The sequence below is a fragment of the Bradyrhizobium ferriligni genome, assembly GCF_056837965.1.
The window spans coordinates 1-18623 of the sequence record NZ_JBXEJO010000045.1 but is presented as its reverse complement, the minus strand read 5'-3'; the positions used below and the strand labels follow the sequence as shown (position 1 = coordinate 18623).

At 64.8% G+C, this 18623-nt stretch carries 19 protein-coding genes; 13 read left to right on the top strand and 6 right to left on the bottom strand.

Annotated elements, in window-relative coordinates:
• Positions 1–86 precede the first annotated feature (86 nt).
• On the top strand, positions 87–3428 hold the full coding sequence (locus AC1VNY_RS25470) for a DEAD/DEAH box helicase (protein WP_482407237.1): 3342 nt from the start codon (positions 87–89) through the stop codon (positions 3426–3428).
• A 48-nt stretch (positions 3429–3476) separates the two neighbouring features.
• On the opposite strand, the gene AC1VNY_RS25465 is transcribed toward AC1VNY_RS25470, so the two are convergent.
• Positions 3477–4118 (bottom strand): HD domain-containing protein, encoded by a 642-nt coding sequence (locus AC1VNY_RS25465; RefSeq protein WP_069277781.1) that lies wholly within the window; start codon positions 4116–4118, stop codon positions 3477–3479.
• A 205-nt stretch (positions 4119–4323) separates the two neighbouring features.
• Between AC1VNY_RS25465 and AC1VNY_RS25460 the strand changes: the two genes are divergently transcribed.
• Complete coding sequence (locus AC1VNY_RS25460) at positions 4324–5289, top strand: GlxA family transcriptional regulator (RefSeq protein WP_482407236.1); 966 nt, start codon at positions 4324–4326, stop codon at positions 5287–5289.
• 90 nt (positions 5290–5379) lie between these two features.
• Entirely contained in the window at positions 5380–5946 is a 567-nt protein-coding gene (locus AC1VNY_RS25455) for a hypothetical protein (RefSeq protein WP_018271230.1), read from the top strand.
• A gap of 21 nt (positions 5947–5967) precedes the next feature.
• On the opposite strand, the gene AC1VNY_RS25450 is transcribed toward AC1VNY_RS25455, so the two are convergent.
• Positions 5968–6321 carry an MmcQ/YjbR family DNA-binding protein gene (locus tag AC1VNY_RS25450; RefSeq protein ID WP_482407235.1) on the bottom strand — a complete coding sequence of 118 codons (354 nt, stop codon included), beginning with the start codon at positions 6319–6321 and terminating at the stop codon, positions 5968–5970.
• Positions 6322–6796: 475 nt separating this feature from the next.
• On the opposite strand from AC1VNY_RS25450, the gene AC1VNY_RS25445 reads away from it, so the two are divergent.
• From AC1VNY_RS25445 to AC1VNY_RS25425, 5 genes are all read left to right on the top strand, one after another.
• A complete protein-coding gene (locus tag AC1VNY_RS25445; RefSeq protein WP_482407234.1) occupies positions 6797–7429 on the top strand; it encodes a PadR family transcriptional regulator in 633 nt (210 codons plus the stop codon).
• A gap of 26 nt (positions 7430–7455) precedes the next feature.
• Complete coding sequence (locus AC1VNY_RS25440) at positions 7456–8100, top strand: O-methyltransferase (RefSeq protein ID WP_482407233.1); 645 nt, start codon at positions 7456–7458, stop codon at positions 8098–8100.
• Between the two features lie 108 nt (positions 8101–8208).
• Positions 8209–8904, top strand: coding sequence for a GNAT family N-acetyltransferase (locus AC1VNY_RS25435; protein ID WP_482407232.1), 696 nt, complete (start codon positions 8209–8211; stop codon positions 8902–8904).
• A 100-nt stretch (positions 8905–9004) separates the two neighbouring features.
• Entirely contained in the window at positions 9005–9880 is an 876-nt protein-coding gene (hchA, locus tag AC1VNY_RS25430; protein WP_482407231.1) for a glyoxalase III HchA, read from the top strand.
• Positions 9881–10035: 155 nt separating this feature from the next.
• Positions 10036–10740: a PA1136 family autoinducer-binding transcriptional regulator gene (locus AC1VNY_RS25425; RefSeq protein ID WP_482407230.1), complete on the top strand. Its 705-nt coding sequence runs from the start codon at positions 10036–10038 to the stop codon at positions 10738–10740.
• A 48-nt stretch (positions 10741–10788) separates the two neighbouring features.
• Here the strand turns inward: AC1VNY_RS25425 and AC1VNY_RS25420 are convergent, their stop codons facing one another.
• A complete protein-coding gene (locus tag AC1VNY_RS25420) occupies positions 10789–11730 on the bottom strand; it encodes a LysR family transcriptional regulator (protein ID WP_482407229.1) in 942 nt (313 codons plus the stop codon).
• Positions 11731–11828: 98 nt separating this feature from the next.
• Between AC1VNY_RS25420 and AC1VNY_RS25415 the strand changes: the two genes are divergently transcribed.
• Positions 11829–13052 (top strand): MFS transporter, encoded by a 1224-nt coding sequence (locus AC1VNY_RS25415; RefSeq protein WP_482407228.1) that lies wholly within the window; start codon positions 11829–11831, stop codon positions 13050–13052.
• A 62-nt stretch (positions 13053–13114) separates the two neighbouring features.
• Positions 13115–13459, top strand: coding sequence for a Lin0512 family protein (locus AC1VNY_RS25410; protein WP_038375046.1), 345 nt, complete (start codon positions 13115–13117; stop codon positions 13457–13459).
• 32 nt (positions 13460–13491) lie between these two features.
• Here AC1VNY_RS25410 and AC1VNY_RS25405 read toward each other — a convergent pair whose 3' ends face one another.
• Entirely contained in the window at positions 13492–14373 is an 882-nt protein-coding gene (locus AC1VNY_RS25405) for an SDR family oxidoreductase (RefSeq protein ID WP_482407227.1), read from the bottom strand.
• Positions 14374–14467: 94 nt separating this feature from the next.
• On the opposite strand from AC1VNY_RS25405, the gene AC1VNY_RS25400 reads away from it, so the two are divergent.
• The gene (locus tag AC1VNY_RS25400; RefSeq protein WP_482407226.1) at positions 14468–15172 is read left to right on the top strand and encodes a glutathione S-transferase family protein; all 705 of its coding nucleotides are present in this window, start codon (positions 14468–14470) and stop codon (positions 15170–15172) included.
• Here AC1VNY_RS25400 and AC1VNY_RS25395 read toward each other — a convergent pair.
• Both AC1VNY_RS25395 and AC1VNY_RS25390 read right to left on the bottom strand, forming a co-directional pair.
• Entirely contained in the window at positions 15169–15723 is a 555-nt protein-coding gene (locus AC1VNY_RS25395) for a disulfide bond formation protein B (protein WP_482407225.1), read from the bottom strand. The two genes, AC1VNY_RS25400 and AC1VNY_RS25395, sit on opposite strands and share 4 nt — an antisense overlap.
• 8 nt (positions 15724–15731) lie before the next feature.
• Positions 15732–15890 carry a DUF5993 family protein gene (locus AC1VNY_RS25390; RefSeq protein ID WP_482407224.1) on the bottom strand — a complete coding sequence of 53 codons (159 nt, stop codon included), beginning with the start codon at positions 15888–15890 and terminating at the stop codon, positions 15732–15734.
• Between the two features lie 140 nt (positions 15891–16030).
• On the opposite strand from AC1VNY_RS25390, the gene AC1VNY_RS25385 reads away from it, so the two are divergent.
• Entirely contained in the window at positions 16031–17359 is a 1329-nt protein-coding gene (locus AC1VNY_RS25385) for a dicarboxylate/amino acid:cation symporter (protein WP_028344753.1), read from the top strand.
• A 446-nt stretch (positions 17360–17805) separates the two neighbouring features.
• Positions 17806–18447 (top strand): glutathione S-transferase family protein, encoded by a 642-nt coding sequence (locus tag AC1VNY_RS25380; protein WP_482407223.1) that lies wholly within the window; start codon positions 17806–17808, stop codon positions 18445–18447.
• The last annotated feature ends 176 nt before the right edge of the window (positions 18448–18623 follow it).

Genomic DNA, 18623 nt, shown 5'->3' with positions numbered 1-18623 from the left:
TGGTCAATGCCGTTTGGCCGACATATTCCGTCTGCTAATTGTGGATTGGTCCGGGACCGCCGCTCCTGTGGAAACCGCAATCCGTGATGCCTGACGTTCCGAATCTTTCCGAGCGACTGAGACAGAAGGACTTTCTCGGTTTCTTCAGCCGGTCGGCCGTGGACAAGGCCCTTGTTTACCGTGCCCAGGGCCGCGTCTCGGACGTGGAGATCAGCGAGGATCTTACCCGCGTGCATGCGCGGGTGAGTGGAACCGAACGCAAGCCTTATCGGGTCGAAATCGTGCTGGAGTTTGACGGCGATCGACTGGTCGACGTCGACGGCGATTGCAGCTGTCCAATGGCCGTGAACTGCAAGCATGTTGCCGCGACGCTCTTTGAAGCCTTGCACCGGCGGGCACCTTCGGCCGGTACGCCAATGCTGGCGTCGCGAGGCGCCGCGGGAAATGGGCAGCTGCGACCTGACGCGGCGCTGCCCTACCAAATCACGGAATGGATCGAGACGGTCGGCCGGTCGGTGCGGGACGCGGACTATCCGCCCGATGTCACGCAGCGATTGCTCTACTATCTGCAGCCCGCGTTGTCGGCAGGCTGCGTTCCCTGCATGGACGTGTCGCTGGTATCCGTGAAGATCCTGAAGACAGGCGAGTTCGGCAGCAAGGTGTCGCAGCCATCTTTGGCCGATTTTTCGGTCGATCGCGCTCCGAAATATTATCTCGGCTCCGACATTGACGTCCTCGTCAGGTTGTCCAGCGAGTTTCGGTCCGGCTACACGCTGGGCCGACGCGCGTATTCGGCCGACGTCCTGAAACGGATCGTCGCGACGGGGCGGGCGTTCTGGCGTGATCACAGCGGCGTGGCGCTGCAATGGAGCGATGCGCGCGACGGTCGCATCGCGTGGCGTCAGGTCAGCAAGGACGGGATCGGTCCGCTGTTGACCGTCGAAGGTGCAACGGCGCTCAACGCCGAGCCGCCGGTCTATGTCGACGCGGCTGCCGGATTGATCGGGCCGATCGGGTTGAATCTTCCGGAACGGCTGAGCAGCCGGCTTTTGTTGGCGCCTGCGATCCCGTATGCCCATGTCGCGCAAGTCGTGCAACATCTAGGCCAGAAATTGCCCGGCCTCGATCCTGGCTGGTTGCCGGAGCCTCCCGCCGCAGCGGTGAAGATCAACGTGGATCCGGAGCCGGTGCTTCGCCTTATGCTGGGGCGCAAGATGACCCATGCCTATTACTATGGCGGCGACCGTACGCCCGACCGCGTACCGGTGGCCCGCGTCAGCTTCCGCTACGGCCCGGTCGAAATCGAACAGTCGGAATCCGCGCATCGCGTGGAGTCGTTCTGCGACGGAAGCATTCACGTCGTTACGCGACGCAAGGCCAAAGAGAAGGAGATGGCTGCACGACTGACCAGTCTCGGCTTGGTCGACGCGAGATCGGCTTTCCCCCTGCTCGATGCCGTGCATACGAAGGACCTGGCCTTCGCGCAGCCGGCGGAATGGCTCGACTTCCTCAACGTCCAAGCCGCCGGTTTGCAAGCGGCTGGTTTCGAGATCCGCATCGACGACGATTTCCCGTACCGCCTGGCGACGTCGTCCGGGGTGTTCGATGCCGACTTCGAAAGCAGCGGCATCGACTGGTTCGAGCTAGCGCTCGGGATCGAGATTGATGGCGAACGCCGCGATCTTGCCCCGCTTCTGGCCACGCTAATATCGCAACCCGGATTCGCGCCAGAGACGGTCAAGCGGCTCGCGGACGATGGCGGCAGCGTCTACCTGCCGCTGGCCGACGGCCGCTATCTGGCGATGGCGGCCGATCGCTTCCTTCCGCTTGTACTGGCGCTCCATAGCTTGGCCTTGCGCGAAGCCTTCGTTGATGCGTCAGGGAAGATCCGGCTCTCGCGCGCCCAGATCGTGCCGCTGCTCGGTCTCGAAGCCGATCATTTCGTCTTCAGGGGAGCGGAAAATCTTCGTCGTATGGCGGGACTGCTCAGTGCCCGCGGATTGCCTTGTCCCGTCCTGCCATCCGATTTCAACACGGCCTTGAGACCCTACCAGACGCAAGGCGTGGCCTGGCTCGACCTGCTCAGGGAGAGCGGCTTGGGCGGCGTACTGGCCGACGACATGGGACTGGGCAAGACCGTTCAGATACTGGCGTTGTTGGCGCTGGAGAAGGCGCGCGGTCATCTGACGGATCCCGCGATCGTCATCGCTCCCACAAGCCTGATGACCAACTGGTTCAACGAGGCGCGCAAGTTCACGCCAGGCTTAAGGGTTCTCGTTCTGCATGGTCCTGACCGCAGGCAGAGTTTCGAAGCGATCGCCGATCACGATCTGGTTCTTACGACCTATCCGCTGATCGCGCGCGACCACGTGGTGCTGCTCGCGCGCGAATGGCACGTCGCAGTGCTTGACGAGGCTCAGACCATCAAGAATTCCAACACGGCGACGACGCGTCGGCTCCAGGGCATCCGCGCGCGGCATCGCTTCTGCTTGACCGGCACGCCGATGGAGAATCATCTCGGCGAACTCTGGTCGATCATGAGCTTTGCCAATCCAGGGTATCTCGGCGATCGGGCGACGTTCGTGCGCGACTGGCGGACGCCGATCGAGAAGCGCGCCGACCTCGGACGCGCCCGGGTGCTGACCCACCGCATCAAGCCATTCTTGTTGCGGCGGACCAAGCAGGAGGTGGCCGCCGAGTTGCCGCCGAAGAGCGAGTTTGCGGAGGGTGTCGTCCTCGAAGGCAGCCAGCGGGAGCTCTACGACGCCATCCGTCTGTCGATGTCGGACAAGGTCCGCAAGGCGATCCGGGAACGCGGCCTGGCCAAGAGCCATATCGTCGTGCTCGAAGCCCTTCTCAGGATGCGTCAGGCCTGCTGTGATCCCGCGCTGTTGAACCTCGGCGACGGCGTCCAGCGTCCGTCGGCAAAACTCGATCGGCTGATGGAGATGGTCGAAGAACTCCTGAGCGAGAAGCGCAAGATCATCGTATTCTCGCAGTTTACCTCCATGCTGGCGCTGATCCGCAAGCGCTGCGACGCGCTCGCGATCCGGTACAGCGTGCTAACCGGTGAAACGAAGGACCGCAGGAGCGCGATCGACGGGTTTCAGAACGGTGCCAGCGACCTCTTCCTGATCAGCCTGAAGGCCGGCGGTGTCGGACTCAACCTGACGGCCGCGGACACCGTGATCATCTTCGATCCCTGGTGGAATCCCGCGGTCGAGGAGCAGGCCATCGATCGTGCTCATCGCATCGGTCAGGACAAGGCCGTTTTTGTCTATCGGCTGGTGGCTACCGGTACGATCGAAGAGAAAATGGACGAACTCAAGGCCCGCAAGCGCGCGCTGGCCGACAGCATTTTCGATTCCCAGGGACGCGTCGGCGCTGCGCTCACGGAAGAGGACGTGCAGGCGCTGTTTGTGGATTGAACATAGCCTGGTCCGGATTTGGCGGCGGCTTTGGCCGAACTGGCCGCGTCATGTCGGCCATTTCGAGCCGAGGATGATCGAGCAGAAGTTCATCCTGGTGTAGTTCATGTCCTTCAGCGCCAGCACGTCGGCCTTGACGTTGCCGAAGGTCGTCAGCGGCTTCCTGATAGTGCCGGCGGCGAAATGATCGATGATGTTCTCCTTGAAGTTCGCCTCGCGCGGATGGTGCGCGCAGACATGGTCGCGGTGCTCGTGCGAGAAATCGTCATAGGCGATGCCGAGCACGTCCATCTCGACGCCGGCGGTGACCAGCGCAATGGTCGGACGCATATGCTCGGGGACACCGGGTGTGGTGTGCAGGGCGATTGAGGTCCAGACATCCTCGATGTCGCGCTCCGGAACGCCATAGCCCTTGAGGAAGTCGCGCGCGGCGTTGGCGCCGTCGACCTCGAAGCGCAGATCGGGGCTCGCGTGAGCAGCGGTGAGGCCCATGTCGTGAAACATGGCGCCGATATAGAGCAGCTCGGGGTCGAATTTCAGCTTGCGGCGGTTGCCGGTCAGCGCGCCCCAGAAGAACACGCGGCGGCTATGATTGTAGAGCAGGTCGTCCTCGGTATCGCGCACCAGCTGGGTGGCGGCGCGGGCCATCGCGCTGTCGGGTACGCGGATGCCGGCGATGATCTCGGTCATTTAAAGACGCTCCTCGATGTGGCAAGACGATGCCGTGGCGTGCGAACACGCGAGCCCGGCGCTTGTCTCTGCGGTGTGTGCGGATCACCGGATGGCGCGTTCCGTGGGGTGTTTGTCGCCCGCTTCGGCCCGATCCCGCAACGATCGCACGCCGCCGAATCGGGCCAACCAGACGTCGTTTCGCGCCAGCGGGCAGGGAGAAGGCATGGCGGTTCAAAGGGTCGCGATCGCGATTCACGAAGGGGTTCAGGCGCTCGATGTCGCGGGTCCCGTCGACGTGTTCGCGGAGACGAACGGCTTTGTGCCGGCGGGCGATGGCTATGAGACCGTGCTGGTCGGCGCCGGCTGCGAACCGCTGCGCGCGTCGAATGGCATGAAGATATCGGCCGACCTCAGCTTCGCCGAGGCACAGGAGAAGTTCGATATCCTGCTCGTGGCGGGCGGGCCGGCATTGCCCGACGCCGCGCCGGACCCCGAACTGACACAGTGGCTGCGCGGGGCGCCCGGGCGCGCCGAACTCTACGGTTCGATCTGCACCGGCGCCTTCGCGCTCGGCCATGCCGGGCTGCTCGACGGCCACAAGGTGACGACGCATTGGCAGAACGCGCAGCGGCTAGCGGCGCGCTTTCCGGCGGCCGAGGTAATCTTCGACCGCATCTACATTCGCGACGGACATCTGATGACCTCGGCCGGCGTGACCGCGGGGATCGATCTCGGCCTTGCGCTGGTCGCCGAGCGGCACGGGCCGCAGGTTGCGGTCGCGGTGGCCAAGCGGCTGGTCGTGGTGGCGCAGCGCCAGGGCGGGCAGTCGCAGTTCAGTCCCTATCTCACCGCGCCGGTCGATGAGGATTCGCCGATTGCGCGCGCGCAGGCGCATGTGATGCAGCATGTCGGCGAGCGCCACACGCTGCAGTCGCTGGCGGAAGCCGTCGGCATGAGCGTGCGCAATTTCGGCCGCGCCTTTGCGCAGGAGACCGGCATCACGCCGCACGAATTCGTCGAGCGGGCGCGGGTCGACGCCGCGCGCCGGCTGCTCGAGGGCTCGGACCGGCCGCTGAAGGCGGTTGCTTTCGACTGCGGCTTCGGCTCGGCCGACCGGATGCGGATCGTGTTCACCGAGCGGCTAGGCGTGTCGCCCGCGCAGTACCGCGCGAGTTTTCGCAAACTGTGATGCGGTTCATCAACCGGAGGCTGTATCGGGGATAGGATCGACGTCACCGACGCCGGATCCTGCCGCACATCTTCTCCCGAGAGGCCGCCCATGGACGCGCTCACGCTCTTCATCATCCGTCATGCCGAGAAGCCGGGCGATTCCTGGCCGGGACCCGGTTTCACCGCGGATGGCGTCTCCGACACCGAGTCGCTTGTGCTCCGTGGGTGGGAGCGTGCGGGCGCGTGGACCGCGTTGTTCGGCACCGATCTCACCGGCGGTGACTATGCCAAGCCCGATGCAATCTATGCCGCGACACCGGGCACCACGGCCAATCAGCCGCCGTCGAGCCGTCCGGCCGAGACGATCTCGGCGCTCGCCGCGCGTCGCGGCCTGACCCCGAACGAAAGCTTTGGCAAGGGCGATGAGCCGAGGCTGGTGCCTGCGGTGCTGGCGCTGAAGGGCGTCGTGCTGCTGTGCTGGGAGCACAAGGCGATCATCTCCGATATCCTTCCGCTGATCCCGGTCAGCAAGGGCACTCCGCCGACCAAATGGGAGGGCAGCCGGTTCGACGTCGTGCTGCGCTTCGACCGCGCCAAGGGCGACGACAAGTTCGCCTTCAAGGAGCTGTTTCCGAAATTGCTGTCGGGCGATTCCGACAAGCCGCTGGGTGGCTGAATAGCGTCGCAGCTTGGCCGATCAATCGAGCCCGAGCGCCTTGCGCGACTTCCGCGTGAGCTTTCCGGCGATGAGCGCGTGCGCCTGATCGAGATAGGCCTTGAGCTCGGCATCGGGCAGGGCGTCGTTCCTCACCAGTTGCACCCATGTGGCGCGCGCCAAATACGGCGCGGGCCGCGCCAGGCCCTGCTCGATCAGCAGCTGATAGGCCATGTTCGAGGTCTTGAACATGAAGCCGCCTGTGCTCTCGATGTAGCCGCCGGCCAGCGCGAACATCTTGCCGCCGACCTTGAACACCGACGTGCCTTCCCATTGCACCACCTTGGTGGCGGCGGGCAGGCGCAGGCAATGAGCTTCGAAGGTTTTTGGGCGCATGGATCACGGGGTTGAGTGGAATGTTCACCGTCAACGTCGCATATTCGCGACATGGGCAGTACCCTTCCGAATTGGCTTAGGAACGTCAGCACAGCGCGCGTCGTGACGTATGGCGTTGTACTTCTGATGGCGGCGCTCTTCCTCTACGGCCTCATCAGATTCCCTGATGCTCCGCAGCACCTGTGCGCCAGCGGATATTGTGGAAAGCAGGGCCAACCACATACGCTCGCCGAGTACAGCGACTTCAAGGTCTGGGAGCGAACGCTGTTCATCTGTTGGCCGATCGGAATGGTCGCCCTGTTTCTCCTCCAACGTTGGACGAGGGGCGGCAAATGACCCCTCAGGAACCCTAAAGCCCCAAAGCTGCTCCCCGAGCTGCCGACCGCCCGGCGGCGGGCCACTCACGAAAATGTGGGTTGTTGCCATTCCATCTGTAGATATATCGTAAGATATGTTTTCAGTAAGGAATGCACAAATGAGACGATCGATGTTTCGCGACCGGGAGGATGACGGCTTCCGGTTTGGGTTCTTCGCCATGGGCCGGCACGGCCGAGGCGGCCACCGCTTTGGCCGCGGCGGCCATGGCTTCTTCGGGCGGGGTGGCGGCGGTGACTTTCCGGGATCGCGGCGGCTTTCGTCGCAGGATCTGCAACTGGTCATCCTCGCGCTGCTCGGCGAGCAGCCGGCGCACGGCTACGAGCTGATCAAGCGGATCGAGGAACGGTCGGACGGTTTCTACAGCCCGAGCCCGGGCGTGATCTATCCGGCGCTGACATTCCTCGAGGAGATCGGCCATGCCAGCGTCACCCAGGACGCGGCGCGCAAGCTCTACAGCATCACCGAGCAGGGCAGGGCGTATCTCGCCGAGAACCGCGCGACCGCGGATACCATTCTCGAAGCGCTGTCGCGGATCGGCCGCCGCATGGAGGAGGTGCGTGAAGCCTTCGCCGGCGTGAGCGATCTCGATGGCGAAGCGTCCGACGAGGTGCACCGCGCCCGTCACGCGCTGAAGAGCGCGCTGCGCCAGAAGCGCGGCTGTGATGCCGCCGAGGCGCGGCGGATCGCAAAGATCCTCGACCGCGCGGCCGCTGAGATCCTGCAGCAATGACGCCGTCGCAGCAAAGGAGACCCTTCATGTACAACGCCGAACCGCACAGCGCGATCCGTGATGCGCGGGTCACGGCCGTCATCGAGCGCCTGCAAGCCACCCGCCGGGCGCCGGTGCGCGGCAACCCGATGCAGAGCGGCAGCCGCGACCCGCACGACTATGCCGAGCAGGGATTCTCGATCCACCCGGAGCAGGGCGAGCTGATCTATCTGTTGTGTCGCGGCTTGCGCGCGAGGCGCGTCGCCGAGTTCGCGACCTCGGTCGGAATGTCGACGCTCTATTTCGCCGCGGCGATGCGCGACAATGGCGGCGGCACAGTGATCGGATCGGAGATCGTGCCGGCCAAGGTCGCAGCGGCGAAGCGCAATCTCGCGGACGCCGGCCTGGCCGATTACGCCGACATCCGCGAGGGCGATGCGCGCAAGACGCTGCGCGATCTCGGCGGTCCCGTCGACTTCATCCTGATCGACGGCTGGCCGGGCGACAAGGGGCCGACGCTGGCGCGCCAGGTGATCGAGATCGTCGCGCCGCAGCTGCGCGTCGGTGGCTACGTCATGAACGACAATGCCGAGGCGGATTTCCTGGAGTTCGTGCGCGATCCAAAAAACGGCTTCGTCTCGATCACGCTGCCGCTCAAGGGTGGCACCGAGCTCTGCCTGAAGGTGGCGTAGCGGGGATTCGCCTGCTGGCGTGATTGTGAGCCACAACCACAACACGCCATGCTGGATTTTGCCGGCGCTTCTTGCTCTGTTCGAGGAAAATCAGGAGCGAAGCGCCGCATGTCCGAAGCCCCGCCGATTCATCCGCTCGATCGCCCAATCTGGAGCGCCTTGACCACGAGACAACGCGATTTGGCGGAGGGCGGCGCTGACGCGCGGCGCTTCCCGCTCGAGATCGCACCCTTCGCCGACATGGTCGACATGTCGCCAAAGAGCTTTGCCGCGCTGGGTGCGCTGCTGTCGGGACCTGAGATCGCGGTGCTGTTCACGCCCGATCCTGTCCCGGTGCCGCCGGAGTTCAAGGTGCTGCTGGCCGAGACCGGCGAGCAGATGATCGGCACGCCCGCTGACCATTCGGTGCCCGGCGTCGAGATCGTCACGCTCGGCGCTGCCGATGTTCCTGCGATGATGACGCTGACCGAGCTGACAAAGCCCGGACCGTTCAGTGCGCGGACGCATGAGCTCGGCAGCTTTTTCGGCATCCGCGTTGGCGGCGAACTGGTCGCGATGACCGGCGAACGGATGAAGCCGGGGAACTACACCGAGATGACCGCCGTCTGCGTGCATCCGGAGCATCGCGGCCGCGGCTACGCGCAGGCGCTGCTGTCGGCGGTCGCCCGCCAGATCGTGGCGCGCGGCGAAATTCCATTCCTGCACGTATTCACCAGCAACGTCTCGGCGATCGCGCTCTATCGCCGCCAGGGCATGGAGATCCGCCGCCGCCTGCACATCACGGTGTTGCAGAAACAGGGATAGGGATGCTCGGTAAACTGGGTTGAGGGAAATCCCCCATTCCTCATCGCCGATCTCGTGCTTACCTTTGCCGGATCGCAACACGATGAGAGAGGATATCTCGATGTCCGAGCAATCCCAGGACAAGCGTCCCGTAGCCGATCCGGCGGAGAACAACGCTTTCTTTCCGTCGCCTTACTCGCTTGGGCAATTCACCTCGGCCAGGTCGGATCTCTCCGGCGCGGACTATCCCAACGCCTACAGGGGTGGCCGCTGGAAAATTCTGATGATCGCCGCGGACGAGCGCTATCTGCTGTTGCAGAACGGCACGATGTTCTCGACCGGCAACCATCCCGTCGAGACCTTGTTGCCGATGTATCATCTCGACAAGGCGGGCTTCGAATTCGACATCGCGACCGTGTCGGGCAATCCGGTCAAATTCGAGCTCTGGGCGTTTCCGAAGGAGGACGACGCGGTCAAGAGCATCTACCAGAAGTATCTCGCCAGGCTGAAGCAGCCGCTGAAGCTCTCCGACGTGATCGAAAAAAAACTCGGCAAGGATTCCGACTATATCGCGGTGTTCATTCCCGGCGGCCATGGTGCGCTGATCGGCTTGCCCGAAAGCACCGACGTGAAGGCCACCCTGAAATGGGCGCTCGACAACGACAAGCACATCATCTCGCTTTGCCATGGCCCGGCGGCGCTGCTGGCGTCTGCGGTCGGCGAAACCAAGGGCGACTATCCCTTCAAGGACTACAAGATCTGCGCATTTCCCGACGCCATCGATCGGACGACGCCCGATATCGGCTACATGCCGGGCGCGCTGACCTGGGCTTTCGGCGAACAGTTGCAGGCGCTTGGCGTCGAGATTCTGAACAAGGACATCACCGGCAAGACCCATCAGGATCGCAAGCTGATCACCGGTGACAGCCCCTTCGCCGCCAACAATGTCGGCAAGGCGGCGGCAAAGGCTCTGCTTGATACGTTTGGCGGGCGCTGAGCGGTCGGCGGCTCAACCTCCGGGCGGCGCGATCTCGCCGCGCTGCCGGCGGCGGGCCGATGTCGCGCGCCTTGCAGGCCGACCTCGCTTGAGGGAAAATCCTCAACACGCTGGGCCGCGCGCCTCCGGCCTTCCGCAAGACACGATGGCACCGCATGGACCGCTACATCGAAGCCGTGGTTGCGATCGAGGGGAGCGAGAGCTTGCCCGCGATCCAGGCGGCGGTGCGGTCTGCGAGCGTGCCGCTAGGTTACGACCGGTTCGTGATGTTCTCGGCATCGCCGGCACGTGAGGACCTGGTCGACAGGATCTACTGGGTCGAAGGCGACTGGTTCGGCACAGGCGTGACGGTCGATGCCGAAACCTATGTCCGACATTGTCCGGTGACGCGCAATTTCCTCAATGTGGACGAGGCGTTTTTCTGGACCAAGGTGCTGTCGGCGCGCGGCGAGAAGTACCGCGTGGTGCGCACGCCGCGCGGGCCCGGTTTCCATGGGCTGCAGGTTCCGGTGTTCGGGCGCACCGGCCTTGAAGGCGCGATGAGCTTCGCCGGGACGCGGATCGATGCGTCGCCGCGGACCCGTGCGGCGCTGACGATGATCGGCGCTGCCGCCTTCCGCGCCGCCCGCGGGCTGATGGAAGCGCACGAGCCGAACGGTGCGTCGAGCCTGTCGCCGCGCGAGCGCGAGGTGCTGCGCTGGATCTCCGCCGGACGGCGCCAGGCCGACATCGCGGCATCGCTCGGCCTTTCCGAACGCACGGTCGAGAACCATGTGCGGCGAGCGCGGCTTCGGCTCGGCGTCGCCACGACCGCGCAAGCCATCCGGCTCGCGATCCGCAGCGGTGAGATCGAGGACTGAGGCGCTTGCGGACGGCCGCCACGGAGCCGGGCCTGCGATAGCTGCGGCTCAGTGTTTCTTCGCCGTCTTCGCCCTGATCTTTGGCCTATGCGTGCCCGCAGCGATCCGCGTCAATGCATCGGCAAATGCACGTGCCGCAGGTCCCAGCGGTTCATCGAGCCGGTGGGCGAGATAGGCCTCCATCGCAAGCGCGGCGTTGCGGCCGAGTGCGCCGGTTTCGACCCGCACAAGGCGGCGCTCCTTCAGGTCGCGCGCCACCTGCCAGAGCGGCAGCCGCCCCCAGCCGAGCCCGGCCAGGATCATGGCGTGCTTGGTGTCCTGATTGCTCACTCTGCAAATCTGCGGCGAGAGCACGCCGAAGCTGCGGCCCTCCGACAGCGGGGTCGGATCCGACAGCACGATCTGCAGATGATCGGCGAGATCAGCCACACTCTTGCAGCCGCGGCGCGCGAGCGGATGGCTTGCGGAGGCGACGGCGACGATCTGCACCGCGCAGATTGCATCGAGCGCGAGGCGCGGATCGCGAAAATCCTCGCCGACCGTGACGGCGAGCGCGCTGCGCCGTTCGGTCAAGCCGGCGATCGGACCGCCCATCGGTTCGACCGCGAGCCGCACGCTGACGGACGGATAGGCCGCTCGCATTTCCGTCAGCGCCGCGCCGACGGCGGCGATCGGAAACAGCGTATCGACGACGAGCGAGAGTTCCGATTCCACCCCGTCGCCCAGGCCGCGCGCCCGCGCCCGCATCGCGTCGACACGGAGCAGCAGGTCGCGCGCGTTGCCCAGCAGGGCCTTGCCCTCGGCCGTCAGCGCCGGGCGATGGCTGGAGCGGTCGAACAGCGTGAGCCCGAGTTCGGCCTCGAGGTTGGCGATGGCATGGCTGACCGCGGATTGCACCCGCGCCAGCTTGGCCGCGGCGGCGCGAAAGCTGCCGCTCTCGGCGATGGCGACAAAGGTGCGGATCTGATCGAGCGTGAGGTTATCGAGCATGATCTATGAAATCGATCAATCGGATGCAAAACATATCACTCCTGTCGATGGTCGGGAAACGCTATCTCTGTGGGGTGAGCCAGGGGCGGAGTGGACGCATGACGATCGAGACGGCCGTGATGCAGCAGAGCGAGGCGAAGCGATGGGCGACGGTCGCCATCGTGATCGGTTGCGGTATCGGCGCGGCGCTGCAGGTCGGCAAGGTTCCGATTGCCGCCTCGATGCTGCAACAGAGCCTCGGCATTGACCTTGCCGTGGTCGGAACGATCGCCGGCATCTTTGCGGTCCTGGGGCTTGTCGGCAGTGTCCCGGCGGGCGTGGTGATTGCCGCGGTTGGCGCGCGCAGGGTGCTGCTGTGCGGGCTCGCGGCCATCACGCTGGGTGCGGCCTCGGGCGCGCTCGCGCCACAGCTCGCGGTGCTATTGGCATCGCGCCTGCTGGAGGGGCTCGGCTTCCTGCTGGTGATGGTCGCGGCTCCTGCATTGCTCGATCGTGTCGTCGATGTCAGCGCACGCGACGTCACCATGGCGGTGTGGAGCTGCGTGATGCCGTTCGGGATCGCGCTGGCGCTGGTCGCCGGCCCGATCTTCGATGGCTGGCGCACGATCTGGTGGGCCAGTGCTGCCTTTGTCGCCGTGCTGTTCATCCTTGCGAGCCTCATCGCGCCGGAAGTGGCATCGCGGACCGGCGCGGCGCGGAGCGGTTTGATGCAGGAAGCCACCGCGCTGGCGCGGCGCCGCACCCCGGCGCTTCTGATGGTGCTGTTTGCGCTCTACAGCCTGATGTTCTTTGCGTTGTTCAGCTTCCTGCCGATCCTGTTGTCCGAGCGGCTCGGCGTGTCCAGCCAAGGCGCCGGCGCGCTCAGTGCGTTGGCCGCGGCCGGCAACGTCGTCGGCAATCTCGCCGCCGGTCATCTGCTTGCGCGCGGCGTCAGCCGCAACCTGCTGATCGCCGTGGCGGCATTCGTGATGGGCGCGTCCGCGTTCGGAATCTTCCTGCCGGTGCTCGGCGGTTGGGGGGCATTCTGGCTGTGCCTGCTGTTCTCCGCGATCGGCGGCCTGATCCCGGCGACGTTGCTTGCAACCGCACCAGCCGCGGCGCGATCGGCGGCGATGGTGCCGGTGATGATGGGCCTGCTGATGACGGGCAGCAATTTCGGCCAGGTCACCGGTCCGATCGCGGTCGGCGCTGTGGTCTCGGCATGGGGCTGGGGCGCGGCTTGCGCGATGGTGGTGGCCGCGGCGATCCTTGCCGGTCTCGCGGCGTGGATGTTGGCGCGCGGCGATCACAAGCGCGTAAGCGAGGCGACGGACCCGGCTTGACGCCGCGCGCGCAGGAGCCGAAGGAGTGAAGGTCTCTCACGCCAACGACAACAGGAACCTTCATGACACGCGTGCGCTGTATCACCGAAATGGGCATGGGCGTCGACGTTCACGGCCGCGACGCCACCAAGGCCGCCAAGCGGGCCGTCTCGGACGCCATCCGCCATTCCAGCCTCGGCTTCTTCCGCATGCTCGGCAAGACCGCCAACGACATGTTCGTCGACGTCACAATCGCCGTGCCGAATCCCGAAGATGTCGATACCGCAGCGGTCGCGAAGGAATTGCCCTATGGCACCAAGACCGTGAAGGCGATCGCGGGCGGGCTTGAGATTGCGTCCGATCTCGGCAACGACCCGATCCTGATCGCGAACGCCGCCGTCATCGTCAGCTTCGACGACGGCAAGTGACGGAAGCGCGTCAGGCGACCGGCATGCCTGCGCTATTCGCTGCTTCTGAAATAGTCGGGCTTGCCGGTCGTCCACGTCTCGCCCCAATGCTGGCCGCCGCCATCGACGGTCAGCGTCTCGCCGGTGATGAACTTGCCGGAGGGCGCGGCGAGGTAGACGGCTGCCTCCGCAATGTCCCAGGGCGTGCCCGGGCGCATCATCGGATTGGAGCGCGGATAGGCGGCGCGCGCCGCTTCGCTATAGACGTTCCAGCCCTCGGTCTCGATCGCGCCGGGCGCGATGCAGTTGATGCGGATGTTCAGCGGCGCCCATTCGACCGCGAGCGCGCGCGACAGGCCGATCACACCGGAGCGTGCCGCGATCGAATGCGCAATGCCGTAGAGGCCGTGCGTCGTAACCACGACGATGTTGACGATGCTGCCGGGATGCTTGCGGTCGCGCCAGCGCTGCGCCGCGGCCTGCATCATGTACCAGGTGCCGTTGAGGTTGGTGTTGATGACCGCATTCCAGCCCTTGATCGAGACGTCGATCGCGGGTTGCGGGAACTGGCCGCCGGCGCTGTTGACGAGATGATCGACGCGGCCGTGCTCGGTCCACAGCGCCTCGAACATCGCATTGACCGCGTCGGGATCCTTGATGTCGGCGACATGCGCGGACGCCTTGAGCCCGCGATGGCCGAGATGATCGACCAGTGCGTCGAGCCTGTCGGCATTGCGGCCGGCGACCACGACATACGCGCCGAGCCGGGCGAACAGCCAGGCGATGGCGCGGCCGATGCCGCCGGCGCCGCCGGACACCACGGTCACCTGACCGGCGAGCGCATCGGCTGCGAACACGGTCGGGTGCGTTGCGAGTTCGTCGTCGGAGAGGCCGAGCGTTGCACCCGTTGTTGCGCCTGTCTGTTGATCGTTCATGGCCGGTTGCAGACCTTGCGGCTTTCACTGAGCTCCGTACATTAGCCATCCAACAACAACCATGCAAAGCAACAACCCTGCAAAGAATGTCGACATGACCGACTTGTCTGCCTTTCCCATCACAAAACGCTGGCCCGCCCAGCATCCGGACCGCCTGCAGCTCTATTCGCTGCCGACGCCGAACGGCGTGAAGGTCTCGATCATGCTGGAGGAGACCGGGCTGCCCTACGAGGTCCATCTCGTCGACTTCAACAAAGATGACCAGAAGACGCCGGAGTTCCTGTCGCTGAATCCGAACGGCAAGATCCCGGCGATCCTCGATCCCAACGGTCCGGGCGGCAAGCCGCTGCCATTGTTCGAATCCGGCGCCATCCTGCAATATCTCGCCGACAAGACCGGCAAGCTGTTGCCGGCGGACGCGGCGCGCCGCTATCAGGCCATCCAGTGGGTGCATTTCCAGATGGGCGGCATCGGGCCGATGTTCGGCCAGGTCGGGTTCTTCCACAAATTCGCCGGCAAGGACTACGAGGACAAGCGGCCGCTGCAGCGCTACGTCGCCGAGTCCAAGCGCCTGCTCGGCGTGATGGAGACGCATCTCGCCGGACGGCAGTGGTTCATGGACGATGAATACAGCATCGCCGACATCTCGATGCTCGGCTGGGTGCGCAATCTGATCGGCTTCTACGGCGCGCGCGAGCTCGTCGAATTCGAACAGTTCACGCAGGTCGCGGCCTGGCTGGAGCGCGGTCTCAAGCGGCCGGCGGTGGAGCGCGGCTTGAATATTCCGAAGCGCCCCTAACGCGCCGACTTCAGCAGCTCATAGACGACGGGATTGTCGGCACAGGCGGCAAAGCCGCACTCGAGCAGGGTAGAGAGCACATTCAGCGTGGTCAGCCCGATCACCAGCCACACCGCGCCTTGCGCGAACCTGCCGGGCGAGCTGCCCGGCGCCGCGCGGTGCTCGAATTGGCGGTCGAACAGCAGCATCGCCGCGAGCAGCACGATGGCGGCGATGAAGCCGATCAGCGCCCACGTATAATAGTGATAGCCGAGCAGCGCCGAACCGTAGCCGGCATCGCCGGGGAGGATGTGCAGCAGCACTTGCCGGGTCGAGACCGTGGCGCCGAGGACGGCTGTCAGCAGCGACAACGCATAATGACTCGGCCGCGGCCCGAAGCGGATATTGAGGATCGGCCCGACCGCCAGCAGGGCGAACAGGATGCGCTGCAACAGACAGAGCGGGCAGGGCAGCTCGTGGAGCAGCAGCTGCGCGGCAAAGGCGGCGGCCAGCACCAGCGCCAGCCCATAGAGCGCGACGGCATTGAGGGTGACGGCCTGCGTGTCGTTCATGGCTGGCCTCAGAACGACAAGGTCAGACGGTCGGTGGCGTGGCGCAGCAAGGTCGCGGCGCAGGCGATCAGGATCACCGCGAACAGGCCGATCGCGACGGGGCGTGGGCCACGCCAGGCCACCAGCATGGCGATGGTGATGGCGAGAAACAATGCGGTGAATTCCATCCCCAGCCTCCCGATGCGAGCCGGACGCAGTCTATGACAGATTCGTGTGCGCTCGCGACCGCGCGAATGGGCATTGTCGCTTGCGCGCGGCTCCGCCAAGATGGCATCACCAGTTGAGTTCATCCTAGCCGGGGCGCCTCATGACCACAGCCGCGATCAAGCCCGTTGCCCGTCCCCATCATCAGCCCTGGTACAAGATCCTCTACGTCCAGGTGCTGATCGCGATCGTGGCAGGTGTCCTGATCGGATATTTCTATCCGAATCTCGGCAAGGAATTGAAGCCGCTGGGCGACGGCTTCATCGCGCTGATCAAGATGATGATCGCGCCGGTCATCTTCTGCACCGTGGTGCATGGCATCTCCTCGATGGGCGATCTCAAGCGCGTCGGCCGGGTCGGGTTGAAGACGCTGATCTATTTCGAGGCGGTGTCGACGGTGGCGCTTGCGGTCGGCCTTCTGGTCGGCGAGCTGCTGCAGCCCGGCCACGGCTTCAACATCGATCCCTCCACGATCGACCCGAAATCGGTCTCCAACTACGTCACGCAGGCCAAAGAGCAGGGCATCGTCGCCCATCTGATGGCGATCATTCCGGACAGCTATCTCGGCGCAGTGGCGCGCGGCGACCTGTTGCAGGTGCTGCTGATCTCGATCCTCTCGGGCTTCGCCATCGCTCTCATGGGCAAGGTCGGCGAGCCGATTGCGTCCGCGATCGACACGGCCGCCAAGATGTTCTTCGGCATCATCCGGATCATCGTCCGCGTCGCGCCGCTCGGCGCATTCGGCGCGATGGCCTTCACAGTCGGCGCCTACGGCCTCGGCTCGCTGTTGAATCTGGCAGCGCTGATCGCGACCTTCTATCTCACCAGCATCCTGTTCGTGCTGATCGTGCTGGGCGCCATCGCACGGCTCGCCGGCTTCTCGATCATCCGCTTCATCGCCTACATCAAGGACGAGCTCCTGATCGTGCTCGGCACGTCGTCGTCGGAAACGGTGCTGCCGCAGATGATCCAGAAGATGGAGCATCTCGGCGCCTCGCGCTCGGTGGTCGGCCTCGTGGTGCCGACCGGCTACAGCTTCAATCTCGACGGCACCAATATCTACATGACGCTGGCGACGCTGTTCCTGGCGCAGGCCACCAACACGCATCTGACGATCTGGCAGGAGCTCGGCATTCTGGGCATCGCCATGATCACCTCGAAGGGCGCTTCCGGCGTCACCGGCGCGGGCTTCATCACGCTGGCCGCGACGCTGTCGATCGTGCCCGACATTCCGATCCAGTCGATCGCGATCCTGGTCGGCATCGACAAGTTCATGAGCGAGTGCCGCGCGCTGACCAATTTGATCGGCAACGGCGTCGCCTGCGTCGTGATCAGCCTCTCCGAAGGCGAGCTCGACAAGCAGGCGCTGCACGAGACGATGGCGCATCCGCTCGAGCTCGGCGAGGCGCTGGAGCCGGGCGGCTCCGGATAGAGCAACATGAAGTCATGGGGCCGTCGCAGGGGGCGCTGCCAAAATATCGAAAACAACCCCATGCAAAGGAGCCGGCGGCGGCCGGCGTTCGACCAGGCAACTTGACACGTCGGGCAACTCAGGGGTATTCTTCTAATATTCCGAAATTACGCAGGTGTCGCTCCGTCCCAAGTCGCTTCGTCCCAAGTCGCTTCGTCCCAAGGCTGTCGCATATGGCATTTGCGGGCTTCTGCAACTGACGCTTCCACGTCGCGGGCGGGAGAGGGAACGCGTCTTGTTCGCGGCCGCAGCCTGGGTCGTGAACCCATAAAGTTGGAAGCGTGCGCACGGTAGGATGACGACTATGCGCCAAGCCTTGAGTGCATGATGCGCCATCGATCGTCCGTTGCGCGGCTGGCTTGCCTCTGCGAGTTCCTACATCCAGCCCAATCCAGGAATGCTTAACTATGCTCACCGTCTATGGTGAAGGTCGCGGCTTCCGTGTTGTCTGGCTGCTCGAGGAATTGGGATTGGCCTATCGGCTGCGCCCGGTCGATCTGCTCGCAGCCGAGATTGATCGCGATTTCCTCGCGATCAACCCCGCCGGCTTCATTCCCGCGCTGCAGGACGGCGAGACGATCATGGTCGAATCGATCGCGATCCTTGAGTACCTGCTCGCCCGCCACGGCTCAGCTTCGCTCGCCGTCGCCCCGGACGATCCCGCCTTCGCTTCCTATCTGCAATTTCTCCACTTGGGCGAGGCCGGGCTCGCCGGGCCGATGAACGCCGTCATTGTCGGTCGCCAACTGGCGCCCGCAGCCGAGCGAGATGCCCGGGTTACCCGCTGGGCTCTCGAGACCTTCGAGAGCCGGCTGGGGTTGGTTATCCGCCGCCTCGCGGATTGCCCCTATCTCGCCGGCGACCGATTCACTGCTGCCGATATCTCGGTGAGCTACGCCCTCCTGCTCGGCATGCGAACCGGCAACTACGTCCCAGGTCCTACCGAGCGGGACTATCTCGCCCGCACGACGGCACGCCCTGCCTACGCGCGGGCGATGGAGAGCTGCCAGGCCACCAAGGCTTGGGCGGCGAGATCACCGGGATTGTAGTGCTCGGTTCAATCCGGCTGTGGCTCCGCCCTAACGAGTCTGCTGCCTGGCACTACTTTGGCAGAATTGGTTTGCGCCACTGTTTTTCAAGGATTTGCTTTCGGCAATACGGGCACTGCTGAGACGGCGGTCGAAGGATGAGATCAACGATGGCGTGACGTACGGCGGGCATGGTT

Coding starts and splice junctions, on each gene's coding strand:
- AC1VNY_RS25415 (WP_482407228.1), top strand. CDS start 11,829: ATGACGATCGAGACGGCCGTGATGCAGCAGAGCGAGGCGAAGCGATGG.
- AC1VNY_RS25410 (WP_038375046.1), top strand. CDS start 13,115: ATGACACGCGTGCGCTGTATCACCGAAATGGGCATGGGCGTCGACGTT.
- AC1VNY_RS25385 (WP_028344753.1), top strand. CDS start 16,031: ATGACCACAGCCGCGATCAAGCCCGTTGCCCGTCCCCATCATCAGCCC.
- AC1VNY_RS25470 (WP_482407237.1), top strand. CDS start 87: ATGCCTGACGTTCCGAATCTTTCCGAGCGACTGAGACAGAAGGACTTT.
- AC1VNY_RS25425 (WP_482407230.1), top strand. CDS start 10,036: ATGGACCGCTACATCGAAGCCGTGGTTGCGATCGAGGGGAGCGAGAGC.
- AC1VNY_RS25380 (WP_482407223.1), top strand. CDS start 17,806: ATGCTCACCGTCTATGGTGAAGGTCGCGGCTTCCGTGTTGTCTGGCTG.
- AC1VNY_RS25395 (WP_482407225.1), bottom strand. CDS start 15,723: ATGAACGACACGCAGGCCGTCACCCTCAATGCCGTCGCGCTCTATGGG.
- AC1VNY_RS25400 (WP_482407226.1), top strand. CDS start 14,468: ATGACCGACTTGTCTGCCTTTCCCATCACAAAACGCTGGCCCGCCCAG.
- AC1VNY_RS25405 (WP_482407227.1), bottom strand. CDS start 14,373: ATGAACGATCAACAGACAGGCGCAACAACGGGTGCAACGCTCGGCCTC.
- AC1VNY_RS25440 (WP_482407233.1), top strand. CDS start 7,456: ATGTACAACGCCGAACCGCACAGCGCGATCCGTGATGCGCGGGTCACG.
- AC1VNY_RS25445 (WP_482407234.1), top strand. CDS start 6,797: ATGAGACGATCGATGTTTCGCGACCGGGAGGATGACGGCTTCCGGTTT.
- AC1VNY_RS25460 (WP_482407236.1), top strand. CDS start 4,324: ATGGCGGTTCAAAGGGTCGCGATCGCGATTCACGAAGGGGTTCAGGCG.
- AC1VNY_RS25420 (WP_482407229.1), bottom strand. CDS start 11,730: ATGCTCGATAACCTCACGCTCGATCAGATCCGCACCTTTGTCGCCATC.
- AC1VNY_RS25435 (WP_482407232.1), top strand. CDS start 8,209: ATGTCCGAAGCCCCGCCGATTCATCCGCTCGATCGCCCAATCTGGAGC.
- AC1VNY_RS25465 (WP_069277781.1), bottom strand. CDS start 4,118: ATGACCGAGATCATCGCCGGCATCCGCGTACCCGACAGCGCGATGGCC.
- AC1VNY_RS25455 (WP_018271230.1), top strand. CDS start 5,380: ATGGACGCGCTCACGCTCTTCATCATCCGTCATGCCGAGAAGCCGGGC.
- AC1VNY_RS25390 (WP_482407224.1), bottom strand. CDS start 15,890: ATGGAATTCACCGCATTGTTTCTCGCCATCACCATCGCCATGCTGGTG.
- AC1VNY_RS25450 (WP_482407235.1), bottom strand. CDS start 6,321: ATGCGCCCAAAAACCTTCGAAGCTCATTGCCTGCGCCTGCCCGCCGCC.
- hchA (WP_482407231.1), top strand. CDS start 9,005: ATGTCCGAGCAATCCCAGGACAAGCGTCCCGTAGCCGATCCGGCGGAG.